Origin of the sequence: Rothia sp. HMSC076D04 (assembly GCF_001814645.1) — a bacterium.
GTDB classification, from domain to species: domain Bacteria; phylum Actinomycetota; class Actinomycetes; order Actinomycetales; family Micrococcaceae; genus Rothia; species Rothia mucilaginosa.
Genome location: NZ_KV817365.1, coordinates 451,129 through 476,086, shown reverse-complemented (window position 1 = coordinate 476,086; position 24,958 = coordinate 451,129). Strand labels below are relative to the sequence as shown.

The following is a 24,958-nucleotide window of genomic DNA, read 5'->3' as shown; positions in this document are numbered from 1 at the left end:
GCGGTACTCAACCCGCACCCGCCGCATTCCTGTCAGCACTGCTGTCAGCGCTGCGCTGTACGCGCCCGCGCTAAGCAGCACACCTATTTCACACGCCACCCGCACACTACCCACGCTTTTAAACCGCACCTCAAGGAGAACCATGAGCGCCCCCATCTTCTACATCAGCACGGAAGAATACGACGCACTCACCCCCGGCGCCACCTGCGCGCTCGGCGGCTCCGAAGGCAAGCACGCCCTCGTCAAGCGCCTTGAGCTCGGCGAACGCATCGACCTGGGTGACGGCACCGGCCGCCGCGCACTCGGTACGGTCGCCTCCATCAATGCGGACGGTGTGAGCGTGCAGGTGCAGGAGCTGCGCGAGGAACGCAGCGTGCCCTCCATCTACCTGGTGCAGGCGCTCGCGAAGGACGGCCGCGACCTGCTCGCCATCGAAACCGCCACCGAGCTGGGCGTGTACGGTGTGCTTCCGTGGAGCGCGGACCGTTCGATTGTGCGCTGGAAGGGGGAGCGCGCCTCCAAGGCACACACCAAGTGGCAGAATACCGTCACCGCCGCGGCGAAGCAGTCGCGCCGCGCGCTCATTCCCGAAGTGTACGACCTGTACAGCACCGCCGACCTGGTGGAACTCATTGAAGAAGTTGCCGGCTCTGAGCAGTCCGCCGCCGTGTTCATCCTGCATGAGCAGGCGACCGAACGCCTCAGCGCCCTGGTATGCAAGCTTGTAGAGGCAGAGAACCTGCCCGAAGAGATCTACCTGCTCGTCGGCCCCGAAGGCGGCATCAGCGACCGCGAAGTGCAGCTCTTCACCGACGCCGGCGCGCAACTGGCACTACTCGGCGATGAGGTGCTGCGTTCCTCCACCGCTGGCTCTGCCGCCATGTGCACCCTGAACGTGGTGCTGGGCCGCTGGTAGAGCGCCCGCGTTAGCACCCAGCTGACAGAACCTAACCGGTGCGTGGTGCATCACGCGCATCTATACTTGTAAATACATCACTAGCCAAGGAGCCCATATGACTACCTCCCGACCTCTCTCGACCGCGCGCACCGTATCTTTCAAGAGCGCCGCAGAAATGATTGCCGTGCTCGGCCCGCAGGACGCGCACCTGGCAATTATCGAGGACTACTTCGAGCAGATTAGCCTGCGCCCCAAGGACCTGGACGTGCTCATCACCGGCCCCTCCGAGGCCGTCAACACCGCCGCAAAGCTGCTGAACGAGCTGCGCGTACTCTCCAGCCACGACACGCAGATTACCGTGCAGGTCATTCACCGCCTCATGGGCATGCTCGGCGACGAACTGAGTAACCCGGCGCACTCGCTGTCCACCAGCATCCTCTCCACCCGCGGCACCACGATTCGCCCCAAGACCATTAACCAGAAGAAGTACGTGGATGCTATCGACGCGAACACCGTCATCTTCGGCATCGGCCCGGCGGGTACCGGTAAGACCTACCTCGCCATGGCGAAGGCAGTGCAGGCGCTGCAGACCCACGAAGTGAACCGCATTATCCTCACCCGCCCCGCCGTGGAGGCTGGCGAGCGTCTGGGCTTCCTGCCCGGCACCCTCAACGAGAAGATCGACCCGTACCTGCGACCGCTCTACGACGCGCTGCACGACATGCTCGAACCCGAAACCATCCCCAAGCTCATGGAGGCGGGCACCATTGAGGTCGCACCGCTGGCGTACATGCGTGGCCGCACCCTCAACGATGCATTCATCATTCTCGACGAGGCGCAGAACACCACCGCCGAGCAGATGAAAATGTTCCTGACCCGACTGGGCTTCGGCTCGAAGATGGTCATTACCGGTGACATCACCCAGATCGACCTGCCCGGTGGCGCCGCCTCCGGTCTGAAGCAGGTGCGCAATATTCTGCAGGGTGTAGAGGATATTCACTTCAGCATCCTCGAATCCTCCGACGTGGTTCGCCACACCCTGGTGTCGAACATTGTGTCCGCCTACGACCAGTGGGGCGAAGACCAGAAGGCGATGGAACGCAAGCGTAACCGCAAGGTCAAGCGCGCCACCATCGAGGCCGCAGCCGAGAAGCTGCTGGACCGCGCCGGCATCAACGGCGGCTCCGAAAAGAACGCCGAGCAGAACCCCAACAACGCACAGACCACCCCGGAAGGACGCTAAACGGTGGCAGAGATCGAATTCGACTGTGAAGAACCCGCAACCGGTGCCGACCCGGCAACCGACGCCTTCATCCGCGAATCTTTCGAAGCGGTAGACACCGAGGTGCTCACCCGCCTCGTCGAGCACGCCTTCAAACGCATGCATCTTGCCGATGACACCTACCTGTCCATCGCCATCGTGAACGAAGACGAAATGGAACGCGTGCACATCGAATGGATGGACCTGCCCGGCGCAACCGACGTGATGAGCTTCCCCATGGACGAGCTGGAACCGGGAACCCCCGAAAACCCCTCCAGCGGCATGCTCGGCGACATCATCCTCTGCCCGCCCGTCGCCGCACGTCAGGGCGTAGACGCGGGTCACAGCACCCTCGATGAGCTGTGCCTGCTCACCACCCACGGCATTCTGCACTGCCTCGGCTACGACCACGGCACCGCCGAAGAGGAAGCTGAAATGTTCGGCATTCAGCGTTCCATCCTCGAAGAGTTCCTGGGCCGCCCGGCACCGGTCGAAACCCGACACTAGGGGAGCGGCGTGGACATTCTACTCACAGCCCTCCTCGCCGTTCTCGCGCTCTGCCTGACCGTGGTCGCGGCAATCGCCGAAACCGCATTCACCTACCTGCCGCACAACGAGGCTGAGGAAGCGGTGGAGGCACACCCGGACACCCTCGGTGCGCGCGTCCTGCAGCGCACCCTCGACGGTGACTCCGAGGCGTACACGCACCCGCTGCGCCTGACCCGCCTCATTGCGGCAGCCGCCGCGGTGCTCGCTACCATGACCTGCCTGCTGAACCTGGTTGAGGTGCACGCGCTCGCCATCGTGCTGACCCTCGTGATTGTTGCGCTGGTGGGCTACCCGATTCTGCATGTGCTGGCGCGTGCTCTGGGCCGTAACCGCCCGGTCGCGTCGATTCGTGTGCTGGCTCGCCCGGTGCACTACCTGTCGGTTCTGCTGAGCCCGGCGACCGGTCTGCTCGATAAGCTCAGTGTGCGCCTGGCGCCGGAACGTTCGGCTGAGGCCCCGGTGGGTGTGTTTGATGAGGAGGAGCTGCGCGAGTTCCTGGACCGCGCCTCCGACGCTGAAACCATCGAGGACGACGAGGCGCAGATGGTGCAGTCCGTCTTTGAGATGGACGATACCCGCATCCGTTCACTCATGGTTCCGCGCACCGACATGCTCACCGCTAGCCGCGACACCACGTTGCGTGAGGCGCTGAGCCTGTTCCTGCGTTCGGGTTATTCGCGTATGCCGGTGATTGGTGATTCGAGCGATGAGATTCTGGGCGTGCTCTACCTGAAGGACGCGATGCGCGCCTTCATCCTGCACGGTGAGGCCCCCGAAGGTACCGCCCTGCCGACCGTGGTTGAGCTGATGCGCCCGGCTCGTTTTGAGCCCGAGTCGAAGCGCGCCATGGACCTGCTGCGTGAGATGCAGCGCGAGTCCACGCACGTGGCGATCATTGTTGATGAGTACGGCGGCACCGCCGGTCTGATCACGCTTGAGGACCTGATTGAGGAGCTGGTCGGTGACATTTCTGATGAGTACGACCATGAGCGCCCCGAGTACACGCTGAACGATGACGGCACGTTCCGTCTCTCTGCCCGTCTGGGTATTGATGAGCTGGGCGAGATTTTCGGTCGTGAACTCGACGATGAAGATGTTGATACGGTGGGCGGTCTGCTCGCTAAGCATCTGGGTATGGTGCCGATTGTCGGTTCTGAGATTGAGATTGACGGCATTCATATTCGTGCGATTGGTTCGTCGGGCCGCCGCCACCAGGTGGATATGCTGCAGGCGTGGTATGAGCCGCCTCGTGATGAGCAGCAGACCGCTGAAGGTTCCTCTGCGTCTTCCTCGGAGCCTAATTCCGCGGAGGTTGCTGACATCCTCACCGTGGATACGGAGCCGCCCGCTGTGGCTGAGCCGCATGCGCATCCGGATCTTCCGGGAGATATTGCAGAGGCTGAACCGGCAACTGATCAGCACGGCAACCGCTAGATATCGAGCATAGACGCCGCATTTTCCCTAACACACTTTGAGTCGGCCGCCCCGCCCCGGAAGGCGCAGGCAGATGAAGCTGGCACCCCATACACCCCGCACGGGGTTTGACAAGGAGAAACACAATGGACCAGGAGTACACCCCGCTCGATTTGAGCACTCTGGACTTGAGCACCCCGCTGCCGACCTACCCGTCGGATTTCCGTTCGGGTTTCGCGTCGCTGGTGGGCCGCCCGAATGCGGGTAAGTCTACTTTGACGAACGCTATGGTCGGTCAGAAGGTGGCTATCACCTCGAACCGTCCGCAGACGACCCGCCACACGATCCGCGGTATTGTGCACAAGGACGAGTACCAGCTGATTTTGGTGGACACCCCGGGTATTCACCGCCCCCGCACTCTGCTGGGTGAGCGTCTGAACGACCTGGTGGCGAGCACCCTTTCGCAGGTGGATGTGCTGGGCTTCTGCATTCCGGCGAATGAGAAGATCGGCCCGGGTGACCGTTACATTGCATCGCAGCTGGTGGCGTCGAGCAATAAGCCGGTGGTTGCTATTGTGACGAAGGCTGACACTGTGAGCTCTGAGGAGCTGCGTGAGCAGCTGCTGGCTGTTGAGGCGCTCGGCGAGGAGGTCATGAGCGCTGAGCGTGCGGCTCGTGCTAAGCGTGCCGCGCATCGTGCGAAGCAGAAGGGTAAGGGCCCCAAGGGTAAGGACGGCAAGAATGATGCTGTGCCTTTCGCGAAAGGTTCGGGTCCTGCGGCTAAGCGCCGTGCCGGTGAGGTTGCTGAGCCGATGCCGGTTGACGGTAAGGGCGGCTGGGCTGCGATTATCCCGGTGTCTGCTGTGAAGCATTTCCAGGTGGATGCGGTTGCTGACCTGCTGGCGCAGTACACTCCGCTGTCGCCGCCGCTGTACCCGGACGGTGAGCTGACCGATGAGCCGGAGGCAACCCTCATCGCGGAGCTGGTGCGTGAGGCTGCCCTGGAGGGTGCGCGTGAGGAGCTGCCCCACTCGATTGCTGTGACGGTTGAGGAGATGGAGTTCCGCGAGGGCCGCCCGGCGGATAACCCGCTGCTGGATGTGCACGTGAACCTGTATGTGGAGCGTGAGTCGCAGAAGTACATCATTATCGGTAAGGGCGGCTCGAACCTGCGCAAGATTGGTACGAAGGCTCGTGAGCAGATTGAGGCGATGCTCGGTACCCGCATTTATTTGAATATTCATGTGAAGGTTGCGAAGGAGTGGCAGTCTGACGCGCGTGCGTTGAACCGTCTGGGATTCTAGTAGCTTTCCTGAGCGCATCGCCCTGAGGGGTTTGTCCTTGGGGGCGGTCGCGCATCCTTAGTTTTCACCCGGTGGCTTGCAGAAATATGTGCATGCCTCCGGGTGAAACTTTTCACTCTCATTCGGCGCTCATAGGGAAGAGTGTTACTCTGAGAAAGCACTTGCTCACCGGCAGAAAGAGAAAAGGTATGCCCCAGGCACCTCGTTTACGAAGCACCGGTCGTCATATGCGCACGACGGTGATGACTTCAAACCGCAATAAGTGGATTGCTCTGCTTACTGCTTGCATGCTCGTCATTGTTGTTGGCTTTGGTGGCGTGTTGGCTCTGCGTATGCGCAATAATCTGCATACTCAGGAGCTGAACATCAGCAATTACAAGGACGGCCTGGAGAACGGCGCCTTGGACATTCTCGTGATTGGCTCCGATACCCGTAAGGGTAATAACGGCGCGTACGGTGATGAGGATGACCGCAATTCTGAGGCTCGCGCGGACGTGATGATGCTGCTGCAGATCAGCAAGGACCGTAAGAACGTGAGCGTGCTGTCGTTCCCGCGTGACTTGATGGTTGATGTGCCGCAGTGTACTGATCCTGAGAGCGGCACCGTGTACCCGGCTGAGGAGAACGTTCAGATTAACGAGTCTCTGTCTCGCGGTGGTGCCGGTTGTACTGTGGCGACCATTAGCAAGCTGACCGGTGTGAATATTGACCACTTCATGTTGGTGGACTTTAACGCTGTGAAGGAGCTGTCGAAGGTTGTTGGCGGCGTTCAGGTGTGTGTGGACGCTCCGATTGATGACGAGTACAGTGGCTTGAAGCTTCCTGCCGGTACTTCTTCGGTTGAGGGTGAGCAGGCTCTTGCGTTCTTGCGTAGCCGCCACGGCTTCTCGGATGGTTCCGATATTGGTCGTATTCAGGCTCAGCAGGGCTTCTTGTCTTCGCTGCTGCGTAAGGTGAAGAGTGAGGGTACTCTGTCGAATCCGGGCCGTCTGATTAACATTGCTGAGGCGATTACTCAGAACGTGACGGTGGATAAGAACCTGGGTAATATCAGCACTCTGGTGGGTGTTGGTGCGGCTCTTGGTGGCGTGGACCTGTCGAATGTTGTGTTTGCGACGGTGCCGACTGAGCCGTGGAGCCAGGATGAGAACCGCCTGCAGATTTCTGCGGATGCTGCGAACGTGTTCCAGCGTCTGCGTGACGATAAGTCGCTGAAGGAGGAGAAGGCTCCGGAGGCGCCGGCTACTGCTGCCGCTCCGGTTCAGCTGGACCGTACGGTTCCGGTGAACGTGTACAACGCGACCGGTCTGGATGGCCGTTCGGCTACGATCGCTTCGGTGATTGAGGGCCTGGGCTACTCGAATGTTACTCCGGGTACCTCGGCTAACCCGACGAACTTCACCACGGTCTTCTACTCGACCGGTTACGAGGCGGAGGCGAAGGAAATCGCCGCAAAGCTGAACGTGACCCGAGTGGTGGCGACCGAAGAGGTTCAGGGCGTGTCGGTGACTATCGGTACTGACTTCCCGTCCGGTGAGGCGATGGAGAAGCAGGAGGCTGCGATTGCGGGTAACGCAACCGGTCAGACTGCTGATCAGAACAAGTGCCAGACTGCTTTCGCCTACTAGGTTCTAGCTAGGGCATAGCGCAGATGCGTGAATTTTGAGTGAGGGGCGTAGCGCCAGAAATGGTGGCTGCGCCCCTTTACCGTTAATTCTTTCCAGATGATGGACGGCTTCCCGGGTGCCCTGCCGCCGCCTCCGACCCCTGTGATAGCGTGGAGGCATGACTATTGACGGTGAGAGCATGCGCGGGGTTACCCGCCAGGCAGTGAACCTGCTGCTTATTCGCCGGAACGGGGCACGCTAGAATCTGCCGCAACCGTTCCGGCTTTTTGACGCGGCATCTCACCTTTGCATCCTTTCTGATGCACCGCCTTGACCACGGCTGCCGGGGACCGATACCCGGCACGGTACGAGCCCCACAATTGGGGTAGAGCGAGACGGACCAACCCACAGGAAATTCATCATGAAAAACCACCAGAAGCCCAGCCCCATGCCGGTACACAAGTACCGCCCTTTCCACGAGCAGATTGTTGTTGACCTGCCGGACCGCACCTGGCCGGATAAGGTCATTGAGAAGGCTCCGCGCTGGTGCGCAGTGGATCTGCGTGACGGCAACCAGGCGCTGATTGACCCCATGGACACCGACCGTAAGCTTGCGATGTTCAAGCTGCTGGTGAAGATGGGTTACAAGGAAATTGAGGTTGGTTTCCCTTCGGCGTCGCAGACTGACTTTGATTTTGTACGCACTCTCGTTGAGGACGGCCACATTCCTTCGGATGTGACCATTCAGGTTCTGGTGCAGGCTCGTGAGCACCTGATTGCCCGCACTTTTGAGGCGATTGAGGGTGCACCGCAGGCGATTGTGCACTTCTACAACTCGACCTCCGTTCTGCAGCGTCGCGTGGTGTTCAACCAGGATCAGGAGGGCGTGCTGGATATCGCCCTGCAGGGTGCGCGCCTGTGCCGCAAGTACGAAGAGCAGATGATCTCTGACACTAAGGTCATCTACGAGTACTCGCCCGAGTCTTTCACCGGCACTGAGCTGGAGTACGCGGCTCGCGTGGTGAACGCTGTGGCTGAGGAGCTGGAGGTCGGTCAGAACGGCCGCGAGCTGATTGTGAACCTGCCCGCTACCGTTGAGATGGCTACCCCGAACGTTTACGCCGACTCTGTCGAGTGGATGCACCGCAACCTGAACCACCGCGAGCACATTGTGCTGTCGCTGCACCCGCACAATGACCGCGGTACCGGCGTGGCTGCTGCTGAGCTGGGTTACCTGGCGGGCGCTGACCGTATTGAGGGTTGCCTCTTCGGTAATGGCGAGCGCACCGGTAACGTTGACCTGGTGACGTTGGGTCTGAACATGTACACCCAGGGTATTGATCCGCAGATTGATTTCTCTGATATTGACGGTATCCGTAAGACTGTTGAATACTGCAACCAGCTGAAGGTGCACGAGCGTTCGCCGTATGGTGGTGACCTGGTGTTCACCGCGTTCTCTGGTTCTCACCAGGACGCTATTAAGAAGGGCTTTGAGGCTCTGGAGCGTACCGCCGCTGAGGCGGGTAAGACCGTGGATGAGGTGTACTGGGAGGTTCCGTACCTGCCGATTGATCCTCGCGACCTGGGTCGTACCTACGAGGCGATTATTCGTGTGAACTCGCAGTCCGGTAAGGGCGGCATGGCGTACCTGCTGAAGCAGGATCACGGCCTGGATCTGCCGCGTCGTGCTCAGGTTGAGTTCTCGAAGATTGTTCAGGCTCGTACTGACGCTGAGGGCGGCGAGATGACCAGCCAGAAGCTGTGGAACATCTTCGCGGATGAGTACCTGCCGGCTCCGGATCCGCAGAACCGTTGGGGTAAGTACCGTATTGAGTCGATTAATATTGATTCGGCTGATACTGGTGCGACTACTCTGCGTGTTGGTCTGAACATTGATGGTCACACGTACACTCGTTCGGCTTCGGGTACCGGTCCGGTGGATGCTCTGCAGAACATCCTTTCGGGCGAGGGCGTGGATATTCGCGTGATGGATTATTCGGAGCACACCATGTCGTCTTCGTCGACTGCTAACGCTGCCTGCTACGTTGAGGCTGCTGTTGGTTCTCGCGTGCTGTGGGGTATTGGTGTGGACAGCTCGACGACTCGTGCGGCTTTGAAGGCGATGATTTCGGCTGTGAACCGTGCGCTGCGTGATGAGCGTCAGGCGTAGGCGATAGCCGTACATATTTCGCGCGGGGTTGGCGGGTGACCGTTAGCCGTGCATGATGTGGGGGCGGGATGCATACTGGGAGTATGTATCCCGCCCTCACGCGTTTAATGTGCGCAGTTGTTGTGTGTATCGGCGTGCTGTGGGGCGAATAATCTGCAGAGAGGAACTCTCATGAAAAGCTACGCGATGGTGTTCAGCCCCGTTGATGCGGCGGGCACCGATTCTTCTGTTCGTGCCTGGAATTATGAGCTGCGCGGTGGTGATGATACTGCTCTGCCTGCAGGTTCCACCGAGGTGTGGGAGGCTGGCTGGGTGGGTTCGACTGGTCCCGGTATTGAGCAGGATCAGTGGCCGCGCAGTACGTTTACTGGTTTGCCGATGCAGCATATTTTTACGGTGAGGTTGCCGGGGGAGTACCTGCCGGATGCGCAGAAGTATCCGGGTGTGGTGGCGTTCTCTTTCTTCGCCGGTGATGGCCAGTTCGCTGAGGATGAGGCGACTGAGGGTGTTGCTAATGCTACTAGTGATGACCCGTTTGAGGTGCAGTATGCGCAGGCTCGGGTGCATCCGTATCAGCTTCTGTTGCGCGATATTTTGGATGCCGAGTTTGCGGTGCTGTACCTGAGTGAGGAGGAGTTCTCGTCCCGTACGGAGCCGCCGCAGGATGTGCGCCGGCCCGGTGAGCATCGCGGTGAGGAGGAGAGCTTCAGCGCCTGGGCTTTGGCGGATCGTCAGCAGCCGCTGGCTCGTAAGCCTGCTCTTGTGGGGTGGGTTCCGACGGATGACCCGAATGCCGGTAAGGTCCCCAGTGATGTGTTTGAGAATGTTGACCCGCAGACTGGTTATCTGAGTCCTTTCGATTGGGATGCTGAGGATTCTGCGTGGTTTGAGTGGGCGAAGCCGCTAATTGCGGTGGGTACTCACCTGGGTGGCACTCATTTTTATGCGCAGGCTCTGCCGGATGATCTGACGGCTCGTTATATTGAGTTCGATGAGTTTGATGTGCTGAATTTTGGGTGCGGTAGCGCTGTTTTTGATTTTGAGACCGGTGTTTTTGACTGGTCGTGCGGCTAGTACGCTTGCGCCGGAGAGCGCGCATTTGAGGTGTTTGCGCGGCCTCCTTGAACCGTGGAGGAGCCGTTGATGAGCCGTGGATAAGCCCCGGATGCACCGCGGTGTACCTCCTGAAACGGCACCCTGAGCGTTTCACAGTGTGGACGGGGCGGTTTGCGGAAGTTCCACATCACCTTCGGCGAACCGCCCCGGGCGGGTGCACCTCCTGTATCCTTGAATGCGTGGAATGGATTCAAGCAATTATTTTGGGCTTTGTTCAGGGCCTGACCGAATTTCTGCCGATTTCGTCATCGGCGCATCTGAACATTGTTGGCCAGATTCTGCCGGAGAAGGCTGACCCGGGCGCCGCGTTTACCGCAATCACCCAGCTGGGTACTGAGACCGCGGTCTTGATTTTTTTCTGGCGCGATATTGTGCGCATTGTGAAGGCGTGGTTTGGCGCTCTTACCGGTCGTGTACCGCGCAATGACCCGGATGCCCGCATGGGTTGGCTGATTATTATTGGCTCCCTGCCCATCGGCGTTCTGGGCCTGCTGCTGGAAGACTACATTGACACCCAGTTCCGTAGCCTGTGGATTGTGGCGACTATGCTGATTGTCTTCGCTGTGTTCCTGGGTCTTGCGGACCGTTTTGGCCGCGAGCAGCGTGAGCTGAAGGACCTGACGTTCCGTCACGGCCTGCTGTACGGTTGCGCACAGGCGCTGGCACTGATCCCGGGTGTTTCCCGTTCGGGCGGTACGATTACTGCGGGTCTGTTCATGGGTTACACCCGTGAGGCTGCGGCACGTTACTCGTTCCTGCTGGCCATGCCCGCCGTGTTCATGTCTGGCCTGTACAAGACCTTCAAGGTGGTCACCGGCGAGGAAGCTACCGGCTTCTACGGTATTCCCTCGACTATCGTGGCTACTCTGGTTGCGTTTGTGGTGGGTTACCTGATGATTGGCTGGTTCCTGAAGTACGTGTCGTCGAAGTCCTACGGCATTTTCATCTGGTACCGTATTGCGCTCGGTATCCTGATTTTCGTTGGTCTGGGCACTGGCGTTCTGAACGCTACTTCTTCGGCGTTCTAAGGCTTTAGCCCTCAGCGTGATATGACATACCCGTCCGTGAGTTTCTCACGGGCGGGTATTCTTATTGGAGTAGATTTTTTGGCACCCGCATGCCTTGAGGTTGGGCGGCGGGTGTGGCGCGTCCACCGGTTGTGGGCGTTTTTACGGAAAGGAAACCCATGCGAGCTTGGGATGCCCCCGCCTCTGTGACTCTGCCCGGTCAGGCTGCGCTGCCGCGTATTTTTGATACCGCGGCTGGTGAGATTGTTCAGGTTCAGGAGGATAAGGCGGCGAGCCTGTACGTTTGCGGTATCACCCCGTACGACGCGACGCATATGGGTCACGCCTCCACCTATGTTGCTTTTGACTTGCTGCACCGCGCCTGGCTGGATGCGGGCGTGCCGGTCACCTACGTGCAGAACGTGACCGATGTGGACGACCCGCTGCTGGAGCGTGCGACCGCGACGAATGTTGATTGGCGTGAGCTGGCTGAGGATCAGACGGAGCTGTTCCGCACCGATATGAAGGCGCTGAACGTGATTCCGCCGGCGCACTATGTGGGTGTGGTGGAGTCCATTGAGTGGCTGTTCCCGCTGATTGAGGACCTGTTCCGCCGCGGCCTGGCGTACCGCGTGCCCGGTTTCACGGACGAGCAGGGTGTGGTGCATCCTGACGGTGACGTGTACCTGGATTTGAAGGCTGTGCGTGAGCTGCCCGCGAACGCCGAGGGTTACTCGTGGGCGCCGGGCGAGGTCTGCCACTTGACCCGTGATGAGATGCTGGAGATTTTCGCTGAGCGCGGCGGCGACCCGAACCGTGCAGGTAAGCGTGACGCGCTGGATCCGCTGCTGTGGCGTATTGAGCGTGAGGGCGAGCCGAGCTGGGATGCCGGCGAGCTGGGCGCGGGCCGCCCGGGCTGGCATATTGAGTGCACGATGATTGCCCGCCGTTTTGTGGATGGTTCGCTGACCGTTCAGGCGGGCGGTAACGACCTGACGTTCCCGCACCACGATTTGGGTGCGGGTCACTCGTGGGCTGTGTCTGCACGCCCGCACGCTAAGCATTACGCGCACACCGGCATGGTCGGTTTGGACGGCCACAAGATGAGCAAGTCCCGCGGCAACCTGGTGCTGGTTTCGCGTCTGCGTGCAGCCGGTGAGGATGCGAACGCGGTGCGTCTGGCGATTATGGGTCAGCATTACCGTTCGGATTGGTTCTGGACTGATGAGCTACTGGAGCACGCGAAGGCTCGCCTGGACACCTACCGTCATGCGGTGTCGGTGGCTGAGGGCCGTGAAGGTTCCGAAGGTGTCACCGATGAGGCGGCGGTTGAGCTGCTGACTGCTGTGCGTGAGGCACTCGGTGAGGATCTGAACGCTCCGGCGGCGTTGGCAGCTGTAGATGCGTGGGCTGTGAAGGCTCTGGCGGACACCACCGTCGGTGGTGGCGCGTTGGTGCGTGACATCCTGGCGGCACGCCTGGGCGTGGTCCTCTAGGGATAACACCCTACGAAACGTTGAAGCGCAGGAGCGGCGCTACGGTGTGAAAGCCGTGGCTGCCGCCCTGCGCTTTTCTGCGCCCGCTTTCTACCGCCCCGCCGGCTGACCGCACAAGAAACCAGTTTCCCGGTTATCACACCCGCGGGGTAATGCGCCACAGCCGATTTGCAGACTCCGCTAAAATAGAAAAAGACTTTTTCCGTCCATAGTTCGCCGCGACGGCGAACAGCACAGACTGACCCAAACCCGAGGAGAATCACCCCGTGAGCAGCGGCACCCCCACCCCCACCGGCGCAATCAACCGCCGCGGCCCCTTCCGCCCCGGCGAGCGCGTCCAAATCACTGACGAACGCGGCCGCATCACCACCATCACCCTCGCCGAAGGCGGCGAGTACCACTCCCACAAGGGCTTCCTCAAGCATGACGACCTCATCGGCGCACCCGAAGGCACCGTCATCGCCAACACTCACGGCATCCTCTACCAGGCGCTGCGCCCCCTCTACAAGGACTTCGTGCTCTCCATGCCGCGCGGCGCAGCCGTCGTCTACCCCAAGGACGCCGCCCAGATCATCGTCAAGGCAGACATCTTCCCCGGCGCACGCGTCGTCGAGGCCGGCGTCGGCTCCGGTGCACTGTCTATCGCGCTGCTGCGTGCAGTCGGCGACTACGGTTGCGTGCACTCCTTCGAACGTCGTGAAGAGTTCGCAGATGTCGCCCGCGGCAACATTGAAACCATGTTCGGTGGACCCCACCCGGCGTGGAAGCTGAGCATCGGCGACCTGCAGGACACCCTTCCGCAGGTTGAAGAGCCCGGCAGCGTCGACCGCGTCGTACTCGACATGCTCGCACCCTGGGAATGCCTGGACGCTGTAGCGGAGGCGCTCGCACCCGGCGGCGTGCTCATCTGCTACGTTGCGACCGTGACCCAGATGTCCCGCCTGGTTGAGGGCATGCGCCTGGACGGCCGCTTCACCGAACCCGAATGCGACGAAACCATTGTGCGCGGCTGGCACGTGGAGGGCCTGGCTGTGCGCCCCGACCACCGCATGGTTGCACACACCGCGTTCCTGGTGGTGGCTCGTCGCCTCGCTGACGGTGCGGTGCGCCTGGCACCGAAGCGTCGCGCGTCCAAGACTGACTTCTCCGAAGAGGATATGAACGCGTGGATTCCCATGAACGTGGGTGAGCGTGAGGTGACCGATAAGAAGATTCGCCGCGCAGCCCGCGATGCGAAGAACCTTGCCGCTCACGCCGCACGCGCGAACGAGATTGCGCTCGAACAAAACGGCGCAGCCGCTGACACTGACTCTGCGGTGACTGAATCCGCCGAATAATTTGAACCACCTTTGACCTGCGGGGGCACGGGCGTTGCCTGGAGCCCCCGCAGTGCACTCACCAGGCTACTCACTGTGCCCAACCACCCGCACCGAGTAGCCGCCGATTAGGACGAACAGCTAAAGGAGCTACCGTGTCCACCCACGAATCTGCAGATCAGGCAGGAACCCCCCAGTACGGCACCGCCCACAGTGCAGCCAGCGCGGCACCGCACTACTCGGCTGCTTTCGGGTCGACCTCCCTGCCCGGCAGTCAGCCCGTCAGCGCGCAGGAGTATGATGCCGTGCTGCGTCGACTCTCCGCGGCGGAGGCAACCCGCGACAATATGAGCCGACAGATTCGTGGTGCGGGGGAGAAGAACCGCAAGCTCGTTGAGGCAATCACCAGCATGCGCTACCAGGTGGAGCGTCTGCGCGCGTCCCTGTCGCAGAACGTTATGCCGCCGCTGAATTCGGCAATTGTGCTGGCGGTGCATGAGGGTCAGACCATGACCTACGAGCAGGTCGCGGACGATAAGACCCCCGCCGAAATTGATACGTACCTTGATGTTCAGGTGAGCGGCCGCATGATGCGTATTCCCGTGTCCCCGCTCATTGACCTGTCCACGCTGACCCCCGGCATGACCGTGCTACTCAATGACAAGACGGAGGCGGTGCTCGCCCTGGACACCGAACCTTTCGGTGATGTGGTGACCGTGCGCGAGGTGCTGGATGAGCAGCGCGTGCTGGTTGATACGTCCTCGGGTGCTCAGCAGGTGGCGCGTGTGGCTGGTTCCCTCGACATTGAGCAGCTGCGCACCGGTGACGCGGTCACCCTCGACACGCGCACCCGCATGCTGACCTCGCAGGTTCCCGCCTCCCGCTCGCAGGAGCTGGTTCTGGAAGAGATCCCGGACGTCACCTACGAGCAGATTGGTGGCCTGGGCGCGCAGATTGAGCAGATCCGCGATGCGGTGGAGCTGCCGTACCTGCACCCCGAGATTTTTGAGCGCTACCACCTGGCACCGCCCAAGGGCATTCTGCTGTACGGTCCTCCCGGTAACGGTAAGACCATGATTGCTAAGGCTGTGGCGAACTCCCTGGCGGCTCGTGCGGCTGCGCTGAACCCGGGTTCGGCTACTCGCGGCTACTTCTTGAACATTAAGGGCCCCGAGCTGCTGGATAAGTTCGTCGGTGAGACGGAGCGTCAGATTCGCGATATTTTTGTTGCCGCCCGCGAGAAGGCGGAGGCGGGCCACCCGGTCGTCGTGTTCTTTGACGAGATGGAGTCGCTGTTCCGTATGCGCGGTTCGGGTCGTTCCTCCGATATTGAGACGACCATCGTGCCGCAGCTGCTTGCCGAAATTGACGGCGTGGAGTCGCTGCAGAACGTCATCGTCATTGGTGCGACCAACCGTGAGGACCTCATCGACGCCGCCGTGATGCGCCCTGGCCGCCTGGACCTGAAGATTCGCATTAACCGCCCGGACGCTGCCGGTGCCGCCGAAATCTTCGGCCTGTACCTGACCGAGGACCTGCCGCTAGACGCCGCGGAGGTGGCCGCCGCCGGATCCGTCCGCGCCGCCCTGACCTCGATGATTGCCGCCGCAACCGGCCAGCTGTACGCGCGTACCCCCTCCACCGCGTACGCCGTGGCGACCGTGGATTCCTCCATGATTGTGGGCTCTTCGAACGCCGCGACCGGCCACCTCTCCACGCACACGCTCTACCGCGGCGACTTCGCCTCGGGTGCGGTGATTCGCAATATTGTGGACCGCGCGAAGAAGGCCGCGATTAAGGAGCAGCTGCAGGCGCTGACCGCCGCCGGCGCTTCCGGTGCGGCCGAGGTAAATGGCGCGGCGGGTGTGGGTATTGGCACCCGCCACCTGCTGGAGGCTGTGCGCGCCGAGTTTGAGGACCAGGTGGATTTGCCGCCTCTGCCCGATATCGAGGATGCGCTCACCGTCGCCGGTGTGCGCGGCCGCCTCGTGTCGGTGGAACCGGCCCGCTAAACCGCCTTTACACGCATGAGCCGGGTCGCGCTCATCCGGCACTCACCGAGCGCTTATCCCGCGACACAACCGGCATTACCGCAGGTCCAGAATTTATATAGGAACCCTTCAGGAGAACCCCATGAACTCCACACCCAGCTACGGCGTGCACCGCATCATGGGCGCCGAAACCGAATACGGCGTCATCGCGCCCTCCGCACCGGGCACCAACCCGACCGTGCTGTCCGCACTGGTGGTCAACACCTACGCCAAGCTCGCCTTCCGCCGCGGCGCCGCCTTCCGCGAGCAGCTGCAGCGCCGCGCCCTGGCCGCCGAGCTCGTCGCCGAGGAGGCCCGCCAAGCCGAGAACTACTCGACCGAACCCAGCGCCCCCGCCGCACCCGAGGGCCAGTGGCTGGGGGAGTCCGAGTCGCCCCTGCGCGACGCCTTCGGCCGGGTGCAGGACGCCTCCACCGCGCACTCGAGCCAGATGACCCACACCCGCACCGAGCTGACCAGCCAGGACATCGCCCTGGAGATTATGCGCGAGGCGGGCGTGCAGGCACCGGGCGAACCCGCCGAGCCGCGCAGCGCCCTGGATGCGCTCGCCGGCGTACACGGCCGCGGTGGTTTCCCGGAGCGTCTGGATTGGGACCGCGTGACCATGAACGCGATCCTGCCCAACGGTGCGCGCCTGTACGTGGACCACGCGCATCCGGAGTATTCTTCGCCCGAGGTGCTGAGCCCCGCCGACGCGGTGCTCTACGATGCCGCCGGTGACGCGCTGGCGTACGAGTCGCTGGTTGAGCTGGGCAACCACGCGCAGGATTTGCCGCAGGTGAAGCTGTACAAGAACAACACCGACTCGAAGGGCCAGTCGTACGGCGCCCACGAGAACTACCTGATTAGCCGTGACGTTCCGTTTGAGCAGGTTGCGGATGCACTCCTGCCGTTCTTTGCGACCCGCGCTATTTTTACGGGTGCGGGCCGTGTGGGTATTGGTACGCACGGTGAGGTTCCGGGTTTTCAGATTAGTTCGCGTGCTGATTTCTTTGAGCGCACGATTGGTTTGGAGACCACGATTCGCCGCCCGATTGTGAATACTCGCGATGAGCCGCATGCGGATGAGTCTAAGTACCGCCGCCTGCACGTGATTCCGGCGGATGCGAACATGTCGCACTATTCGAACCTGTTGAAGTTTGGTACGGCGGCGCTGGTGATGAACCTGATTGAGTCGCACAGCGAGCAGCACCCCGCGTTGCCGGGTGTGCGCCTGTCCGATCCGGTGGCGGCGATGCACGCGGTCAGCCACGATTTGTCGCTGTCGGTTCAGCTGCCGCTGGCGCCGTCTTCGGCGACCCTGCCGAACCCGGTGTCCACGAGTGGTTCGGCGAGCGCCCTGCAGATTCAGCGCGCCTACTATGAGGCCTCCCGTGCGCACGAGGAGTCGAACCCGGCGGGTGTGGATGCTGCGACCGCGCAGATCCTCAACCTGTGGGGTGAGGTTCTGGATGCCCTGGAAACCAACCCGCTCTCGCTGGCGGATCGTCTGGATTGGGTGGCGAAGTATGCGCTGGTGCGCGGTTATGTCGCTCAGGGCGTAGATTATGCGAATCCGAAGTTGAAGGCTTTGGATTTGCAGTACGCTGATATTGACCCGTCGAAGAGCCTGTATCACCGTCTGGTGGCGCGTGGCCGTATGCGCACGTTGTTCTCTGCGGAGCAGATTAAGCGTGCGACGACTGAGCCGCCGCGTGAGACGCGCGCGTTTTTGCGTGGCACGTTGATGGCGCGTTGGCCGGAGGAGATTCTCGGTATTAACTGGGATACGGTGTCCTGCCGTGGCAGGTATTCGAAGGATCTGACTCGTTTTACGATGATGGAGCCGACCCGGTACGGTGCCGCCCAGGTGGAGCCGCTGCTGGATGAGGTGAACCATTCGGATGAGTTGCTGAACCGCCTGCGCTAGTAGCGCCTCACAGCCGCAAACCCACATAAACTCATATTCTTCCCCGGGGCGAATACCCCCATTCGGAAGAGTAAAAACCACATAACCCACAAGTAGGGTGCAGGAAGGTCCAGGTACCAAAACCCTGACACCCCGCACCCGACCCCACTCAAAACTTATTTGTCCACAACCGAAAACCCCTTGAGGAGAGAACCATGAGCCGCGAACGCATCAGCGCACAGCAGACCGAAACCACCGCAGCCGAGCAGGAGCAGGAACTGACCCTCGCCGCCTCCCACGTTGTCTCTGACGTGAGCGAGGTCGACGACCTGCTCGACGAAATTGACGGCCTGCTCGCTGAGAACGCTGAAGACTTCGTCACCGGCTTCGTCCAGAAGGGCGGCGAGTAACCGGCACACCCGCGCCGGGTCAGCATCATGGAACACCGTATTTTCGGCATTGAAAGCGAATTCGGGCTCAGCTACGTCCCGCACGGCATGGGCCGGCTGAGCATCGAAGAGTCCGCCGCCGCCCTTTTCAAGCCCGTCCTGGATCAGTGGCGTTCAACCAACGTCTTCCTGCCCAACGGCGGTAGGCTCTACCTTGACGTGGGCTCGCACCCCGAGTACGCCTCCGCCGAATGCGGCAGCATTGACGAACTACTCGCGCAGGAACGCGCCGGTGAGCTGCTTTTCGCTGATCTGGCGCGTACTGCCCGCAAGCGCCTGCTCGCAGGCTCGGAGGGCCGCCCCCTCGCCGGTGAGCTGTACCTGTTCAAGAACAACGTGGATTCGGCGGGCAACTCCTACGGTAGCCACGAGAACTACCTGATCAGCCGCAAATTGCAGTTCAACGACCTGATTAAGCAGCTCGTGCCGTTCCTGGTGACCCGCCAGATTCTGGTTGGTGCCGGTAAGACCCACCCGAATGGTGGCCCGGTGCCCGGCTCGACCGACCCGGCGTCTAGCACGGGTGTGCCCTCGTATTCGTTCTCGCAGCGTGCCGACCATATTTGGGAGGCGGCATCCACCTCGACCTCGCGCGCTCGCCCGCTCATTAACACCCGCGACGAGCCGCACGCGGACGCGTCGAAGTTCCGCCGCATGCACGTCATTAACGGTGATTCGAACATGGCGGAGCCGACGACCCTGCTGAAGATTGCCAGCACCGACCTGGTGCTGCGCATGCTGGAGGACCGATTCCCGGTCACCAGCCTGGATATTGTGTCTGTTCCGGCGGCGCTGCGCGCTATCAGCCACGACCTGACCGGCACCGCGACCTTCGAAACCACGGACGGTAAGCACTACACGGCGTTGAGCGTTCAGCGTCACTACCTGGATGCGGCACGCCAGTACGTGCAGCAGTACGGCGCGCACCACCGCCACGTGGAATACGCCCTGGACCTGTGGCAGCGCACCCTGGATGCTATCGAGTCCGGCGACTACAGCAGCATTGACACTGAGATTGACTGGGCGATTAAGAAGAAGCTTCTGGATGCGTATATTGCCCGCGCCCGCGCGGCTGGTCAGCCTGCCGATTATGCGAGCGCCCGCATCCGTCAGCTGGATTTGGCGTACCACGACATCGACCCGGAGCGTAGCGTCTTCCACGCGCTGGTTCGTCGCGGTGCGGTCAAGCGCATCCTGCCCGAGGGTGCTGCGGAGGCGGCGAAGACTCAGCCGCCGAACACTCGCGCTCTGCAGCGTTCGCGTTTCATTAACGCGGCGGTTGCGGCGGGGGAGCAGTTCACCGTGGATTGGGTGCACTTGAAGCTCAACGCCTACCCGCAGCACACGCTGGTGTGTAAGGACCCGTTCGCAACTGACAGTGAAGGCTTGGAGGAAGTGCTGACCCTGCTGGAGGGCAAGGCGCGTCAGCATCAGGAGGCGGCATTCCCGCCGCCCTGCTAAACGACCCTGCTAAAACATCAGATCACCACCGTTACGGCACAGCGTGTTCCCGCCCAAAGTTCGCACCCCAAAGTTTCTCGGCGCACCCCGCGCCGCGACACAGCCTGAACACAGCTACGTGCCGTAGCATAAAACAGCTAAACCTATACCTGTAAACTGTTCTGTGGCACACGGGCACTCACACGCCCCACTCTCACAGAAAACCCCAGAGGATAACACTATGACCAAACGCTCTAAGCTCACTATTTTCGGTGCCAGCGCGGCAGCTCTCGCGCTTGCACTGTCCGCATGTGGCGCGCAGTCCAGCAATGGCGATTTGTCCAAGGTGCAGTACACCTTGAAGAACGCGACCGCTGCGCCTGAGGCGTCCTTCGCGACTCCCTTCGCCGCTTCTAGCCCCTCCGCATACGTGATTGAGGAAGGTAACGGCGACTCCATCAACGATGGTGACTACGTGCTCGTTGAGGCTGCCGTGTTCAACGGCACCGACGGCAAGCTTAACGGTTCCACTTACTCCAGCGAGCCGATTCTGCTGCCGATTAACGATCAGCTGAAGCAGGCTGCACCGCAGGTGTACGAAACCCTGAAGAAGATTAAGGTTGGCGGTTCTTTCTCGTACACCACCAACGTTCTGCAGCAGCGTAGCACCGCGGGCGTGACCACTACGACCGCTTCGCCCGGTGCCGCAACTAACGTTGAGGTGTACACCGTGAAGACGAAGCTGCCCAAGTACGCAACCGGTAAGGCTGTTGAGGCTGACCCGTCGCTGCCGTCCTTCACTCTGGATGAGTCCACCGGCAAGGCTGATATTAAGCTGCCCGACACCAAGCAGGAATACACTGAGCTCGTCTCGAAGAACCTCATTGAGGGCGAGGGCGCCGAGGTCAAGGAAACCGATACCGTGTACGTGCGTTACATTGGCGTGCAGTACTCCGACGGTAAGGTCTTCGACGGCAACTATGACGCTTCCACCCCGATGGGCCTCTCCCTGCAGGGCGTTATCAAGGGCTGGACTCAGGGTCTGAAGGGCAAGAAGGTCGGCTCCCGCGTTGAGCTAGTCATCCCGGCGGATTTGGCGTACGGTAACGACACCGGCGGTTCCAAGCCTTCGGGTCCCCTCGTGTTCGTGGTTGATATTCTGGGCGCGGAGGAGAACCCGCAGACCCTGCAGCGTGCCCAGGCGGCTTCTAGCGCAGCTGCTGCGGAGGCGAGCGCCTCGGCAACCGCTTCTGCGACCCCGGCGGCTACCGCCTCGGCAACCGCACAGTAGCCCGGGACCCAGATTTTCGGGACCCACGTTTTTACGTCACATTTTTATACCGCGCTCGTCGCCTATACGGCTTAGGCGGCGGGCGCACCCACTATTTCGATGTATGTCGAACCAATCAAAGGAGACACCCATGTCTTTCGGTCAGCGTAACCTCGACCGCGAAAAGCCCGAAATCGATTTCCCCGAGGGCGACGCCCCCACCGAGCTGGTCATTACCGACCTGATTGAGGGCGCTGGCGCTGAGGTTGTTCCCGGCTCCCGCGTGCTCACCCACTACGTTGGTGTGGCTTTCTCCACCGGTGAAGAGTTCGACGCGTCCTGGAACCGCGGCGAGCCGCTGCCCTTCCAGGTGGGCGTTGGCCAGGTTATCCGCGGTTGGGATGAGGGTCTGCTCGGCATGAAGGTCGGCGGCCGTCGTCGCCTGGAGATTCCCGCCGACATGGCGTACGGTGACCGCGGCGCTGGTTCGGTCATTAAGCCCGGCGAGTCCCTGATTTTCGTGGTGGACCTGCTGGACGTCCGCTAAGGATTAGCAAGGTTCTCGCGTTTTTCGCGCTTCTCACGTAAGACGCGCAGAGACGCGCAGCCCGGTGCTTTCTCCCGATTGTGGGAGGGGCGCCGGGCTTTTGTGTATCAAGTTTTTGTACTGGGCTTTTTTGTACTGGGCTATCGGCGCGTCCGCGAAATTTTATACCCGCGCATTCTTCTCGCAGCCACCCCACACGCAAGTAAGTGCCGCGGAACACACACGGTATGATGGAATCATGTCCACCGCAGCCCAGCTTTACATGACTCTTCACCGCCTCGCCACCGCCGCCGAGGCACCCGATGCCGCAACCCGAACCCAGGGCATCAGCCGCAACGAGCTACTGACCCTGCTCGGTATTAGCACGCGCGCTAACGGCTCCCTCAGCGAGGCCCAGGAACGCGCCTTTGAACGAGCCAAACAGACCCTGCGTGATGCCGGCGCACGCATCACCCACGTGACCACGGACCTGGGGGAGCGCTACCGCCTCGAAACCAGCAACGCCGCGCAGCTGCCTGCCTGGAACCCCACCGCCGAGGAGTTCCGCCTCATCAACACCATCCTGCGCGGCTGGGAAGGCACCGAACTGCAGGATGACGCCTACCGCATCCTGCGTAAGATTGCGCTGACCAGCGAGAACCTCACCGATGAGGCGCTCGCCGCCGCGAAGATCCTGGAGCCGAAGACCGGCAAGCGTCAGCGCGCGAAGAACCTGTACACCTACCGCGAGCCTCTTCAGCGCATTTACTTTAGCGATAACCCGCACCTGAATGAGCTGTTTACCGCCTATGCGGAGCGTAAGACGGTCACGTTCACCTATCAGACGGCTGCCGGTGCGACTCGCGTGCAGGAGAAGGTCAGTGTTGCCGGTATTGGGTACCGTTACGGCACCTGGTATTTTGTCGGCTACTACACTGAGAGCGCGGAGCGTAAGGAGTACACGTTCCGTGCCAGCCGTATTCAGAAGCTCACGATGCTTTCACGTATCGATTCGACCCCCATCAATGCGACGTTTAAAGCCAAGAACTGGCTTGAAGACATTAAGGGCTACGAAGAGAGCCTGATTGTTGCCGAGGTCAGCGCCGATTCTACGCTGTCGGAGCCCTTCACCGTGCCCTCGTACGGCACGATTGATAGCGCTGTGGCGGCGACCAGCTACAGCTGTTTGATCGAGCCGCCCGAGGAATCGGAGGCTGCATCTACCCGCCAGCGTGACAGCTACGCCGCCCAGCAGCAGCTATTGCGCACCCTCACCGACCTGCACAGCGGCGCAGTTGAAGACCCCGGCACCTGGGCGGATATCAACCAGCGCAACCGCAACAACTCCCTCGACGACCTTGTTGACCTGCTCCTGGGTCTGCACCGTGCCGACCGCTGGGCGAGCGCCCACGGTGAGGAGCCCATGCCGTTGAACCAGCTCAACGCCCTCTATAGCGTGGACACCGAGAAGAACCGTGCCCTCGGCAAAACCATTGCCGAGATTTTCGCGCGGGTAGACACCGTTCCTTTCGATTCTGATCCCAAGGACCCGGACGCCCTCAAGCCCACCTACAGTAACCTGCTGCCGGATTTTGACGGCGCTACCCCGAACACGCTGCTGAACTACGCGCGACTTACTGACACTGAGCTTGCCATTCTCGTCTTTACCCTCTCTGCCGCAGATATTCTGCACCCGGCGGATGCGCGTCTGGGCAGTATCCGTGCGGCGCTCGCCGCCGCGTACCCGAACGCGCCCGTCTATGCGCAGCACCTGTGCTTCGCCCCGGAGGAGCCTCTGTTGCAGGAGGCGACTGCCGCCTTGAGTAGCGGCAATGCCGTGACCATTGGGTACGGTACTTCTGAGCGTGCCGCTGATCGTCTGGTGGACCCGTATGCGTTGGTGTTGCACCGCGACCACATGTACCTGCATGCGTGGTGCCGTACCGCTGAGCAACGTTACTATGCTGCGCGCGGTGAAGAGGTGCCCGAGTATGTACCCGCGCAGGTACCTGAGTCTTTTGCTCACGTAGCCACCGGCGAGACTGCCGACAGTGAGGCGGGGGAGAAAACCCCCACTTTCTGGCGTAACTTCCGCCTCAGCCGCATCAACCACATCCGTGAGGCGGGCGCGGGTCGTACCCACCCGGTCACCGGTGACACCGTGCCGAGCTGGCACGCGCAACAGCACAGCACTCAGACCAACCCGTTCGCTGAGTTACGGATTCACCCGACCGAGCATATTCCCAGCGGTGAGCCGCTCGATACTCTCACCGCAACGTACATGCGTCGAAGCACCCACCACGTGAAGAAGGCTTCACGCACCCAGTACGTGCGCATCCACTACTACAACAACGCCCACGGCGCTGGCGATAAGAACATCCTCGACACCGTCATCGCGCACCGAGGTGCCCTCGAACTGGTCGGCCCTGCGCACCTACGCGCGGCGCTGCTTGACCAGTTGCAGACCCTCAACGCGAGTAGCCGCAGGGGTGCGCCCGCAGAAAAATAGAACTTCACCCACAAGCAAAAACGCCCTAAAAACCCATCTAAGGGGCCAAAACATTAACCTAAAACTTGTATAATGGTGCTCATGTCTTGGTGGTTCTGGATTTTGCTATGGGGCGCGCTCATCATCTGCTCGCTCCTCTATTTGGCATGGTTCACCTACAAAGCACTCACTCGCGGTTTCACACTCCTTGACGAAACCGTAACCTGGGTCGAGTCAATCGAGGGACAATTCGACGCAGCGCAAGCGAACGCAAGCCGAAAACTCCCGCGAGACACCACCCTCGGGGTATTCACACCCATCACCGAGGCATACAATAACTACGAACAAGGTAAGCAGACACGCAGGTCTGAGCGGATCAAGCGACGGGTCTCCCGACGAGATCGACTCGGCCAACCTCAAAACATCGGAGACCTGCTCTAACAGAAAGGCACACCACCATGGGCCAGATTTTCAGCCACCCCGCGACCATCATCGTCGTTATCCTCCTCATCGTCCTCCTCTTCGGCGCACCCAAGCTGCCCGGCATGGCACGCAGCCTCGGCCAGTCCATGCGCATCTTCAAGACCGAAGTTGAGGGCCTGAAGAACGATTCCAAGAAGGACCCCCGCGAGAAGGACGGCGAAGAGGTCGTCACCGCTGAGGTCGTAGACAACGGCAAGGACGGCAAGACCGAAACCAAGTAACGGTC

The 24,958-nt window shown here is 61.2% G+C and carries 19 protein-coding genes; all 19 read left to right on the top strand.

What is annotated here, in order from left to right; all coding sequences use genetic code 11:
- Positions 1-142 precede the first annotated feature (142 nt).
- The 19 genes from HMPREF2980_RS04250 (at position 143) to tatA (ending at position 24,953) form a co-directional block, all read left to right on the top strand.
- On the top strand, positions 143-916 hold the full coding sequence (locus HMPREF2980_RS04250; protein ID WP_070690312.1) for a 16S rRNA (uracil(1498)-N(3))-methyltransferase: 774 nt from the start codon (positions 143-145) through the stop codon (positions 914-916).
- Between the two features lie 97 nt (positions 917-1,013).
- Positions 1,014-2,141 carry a PhoH family protein gene (locus HMPREF2980_RS04245; RefSeq protein WP_070690311.1) on the top strand — a complete coding sequence of 376 codons (1,128 nt, stop codon included), beginning with the start codon at positions 1,014-1,016 and terminating at the stop codon, positions 2,139-2,141.
- A 3-nt stretch (positions 2,142-2,144) separates the two neighbouring features.
- Complete coding sequence (gene ybeY / locus HMPREF2980_RS04240; RefSeq protein ID WP_070690309.1) at positions 2,145-2,666, top strand: rRNA maturation RNase YbeY; 522 nt, start codon at positions 2,145-2,147, stop codon at positions 2,664-2,666.
- Positions 2,667-2,675: 9 nt separating this feature from the next.
- Entirely contained in the window at positions 2,676-4,142 is a 1,467-nt protein-coding gene (locus HMPREF2980_RS04235) for a hemolysin family protein (protein ID WP_070690307.1), read from the top strand.
- A gap of 125 nt (positions 4,143-4,267) precedes the next feature.
- Entirely contained in the window at positions 4,268-5,425 is a 1,158-nt protein-coding gene (locus HMPREF2980_RS04230) for a GTPase Era (RefSeq protein ID WP_193389289.1), read from the top strand.
- 188 nt (positions 5,426-5,613) lie between these two features.
- Positions 5,614-7,053, top strand: coding sequence for an LCP family protein (locus HMPREF2980_RS04225; RefSeq protein WP_070690305.1), 1,440 nt, complete (start codon positions 5,614-5,616; stop codon positions 7,051-7,053).
- A 400-nt stretch (positions 7,054-7,453) separates the two neighbouring features.
- Positions 7,454-9,202, top strand: a complete 1,749-nt coding sequence (gene leuA / locus HMPREF2980_RS04220) for a 2-isopropylmalate synthase (RefSeq protein ID WP_012903522.1) — start codon at positions 7,454-7,456, stop codon at positions 9,200-9,202.
- A gap of 171 nt (positions 9,203-9,373) precedes the next feature.
- Positions 9,374-10,276, top strand: coding sequence for a hypothetical protein (locus HMPREF2980_RS04215; protein WP_070690303.1), 903 nt, complete (start codon positions 9,374-9,376; stop codon positions 10,274-10,276).
- A 221-nt stretch (positions 10,277-10,497) separates the two neighbouring features.
- The gene (locus HMPREF2980_RS04210) at positions 10,498-11,346 is read left to right on the top strand and encodes an undecaprenyl-diphosphate phosphatase (RefSeq protein ID WP_044150432.1); all 849 of its coding nucleotides are present in this window, start codon (positions 10,498-10,500) and stop codon (positions 11,344-11,346) included.
- 158 nt (positions 11,347-11,504) lie between these two features.
- Positions 11,505-12,821: a cysteine--1-D-myo-inosityl 2-amino-2-deoxy-alpha-D-glucopyranoside ligase gene (gene mshC / locus HMPREF2980_RS04205; RefSeq protein ID WP_070690301.1), complete on the top strand. Its 1,317-nt coding sequence runs from the start codon at positions 11,505-11,507 to the stop codon at positions 12,819-12,821.
- A 266-nt stretch (positions 12,822-13,087) separates the two neighbouring features.
- On the top strand, positions 13,088-14,158 hold the full coding sequence (locus tag HMPREF2980_RS04200; RefSeq protein WP_070690299.1) for a tRNA (adenine-N1)-methyltransferase: 1,071 nt from the start codon (positions 13,088-13,090) through the stop codon (positions 14,156-14,158).
- A gap of 134 nt (positions 14,159-14,292) precedes the next feature.
- Positions 14,293-16,149 (top strand): proteasome ATPase, encoded by a 1,857-nt coding sequence (gene arc, locus HMPREF2980_RS04195; protein WP_070690297.1) that lies wholly within the window; start codon positions 14,293-14,295, stop codon positions 16,147-16,149.
- 121 nt (positions 16,150-16,270) lie between these two features.
- On the top strand, positions 16,271-18,097 hold the full coding sequence (gene dop, locus HMPREF2980_RS04190) for a depupylase/deamidase Dop (RefSeq protein ID WP_070690295.1): 1,827 nt from the start codon (positions 16,271-16,273) through the stop codon (positions 18,095-18,097).
- A gap of 194 nt (positions 18,098-18,291) precedes the next feature.
- Entirely contained in the window at positions 18,292-18,486 is a 195-nt protein-coding gene (locus HMPREF2980_RS04185; protein WP_005506016.1) for a ubiquitin-like protein Pup, read from the top strand.
- Between the two features lie 27 nt (positions 18,487-18,513).
- Positions 18,514-19,986: a Pup--protein ligase gene (pafA, locus tag HMPREF2980_RS04180; protein ID WP_070690293.1), complete on the top strand. Its 1,473-nt coding sequence runs from the start codon at positions 18,514-18,516 to the stop codon at positions 19,984-19,986.
- A 220-nt stretch (positions 19,987-20,206) separates the two neighbouring features.
- Positions 20,207-21,256 (top strand): FKBP-type peptidyl-prolyl cis-trans isomerase, encoded by a 1,050-nt coding sequence (locus HMPREF2980_RS04175; protein WP_070690292.1) that lies wholly within the window; start codon positions 20,207-20,209, stop codon positions 21,254-21,256.
- Positions 21,257-21,386: 130 nt separating this feature from the next.
- Positions 21,387-21,782, top strand: coding sequence for an FKBP-type peptidyl-prolyl cis-trans isomerase (locus tag HMPREF2980_RS04170; RefSeq protein WP_005508667.1), 396 nt, complete (start codon positions 21,387-21,389; stop codon positions 21,780-21,782).
- A 238-nt stretch (positions 21,783-22,020) separates the two neighbouring features.
- Positions 22,021-24,270 carry a WYL domain-containing transcriptional regulator gene (locus HMPREF2980_RS04165; protein ID WP_070690290.1) on the top strand — a complete coding sequence of 750 codons (2,250 nt, stop codon included), beginning with the start codon at positions 22,021-22,023 and terminating at the stop codon, positions 24,268-24,270.
- A gap of 437 nt (positions 24,271-24,707) precedes the next feature.
- Positions 24,708-24,953 (top strand): Sec-independent protein translocase subunit TatA, encoded by a 246-nt coding sequence (gene tatA / locus HMPREF2980_RS04155; RefSeq protein WP_005506024.1) that lies wholly within the window; start codon positions 24,708-24,710, stop codon positions 24,951-24,953.
- Positions 24,954-24,958 lie beyond the last annotated feature (5 nt).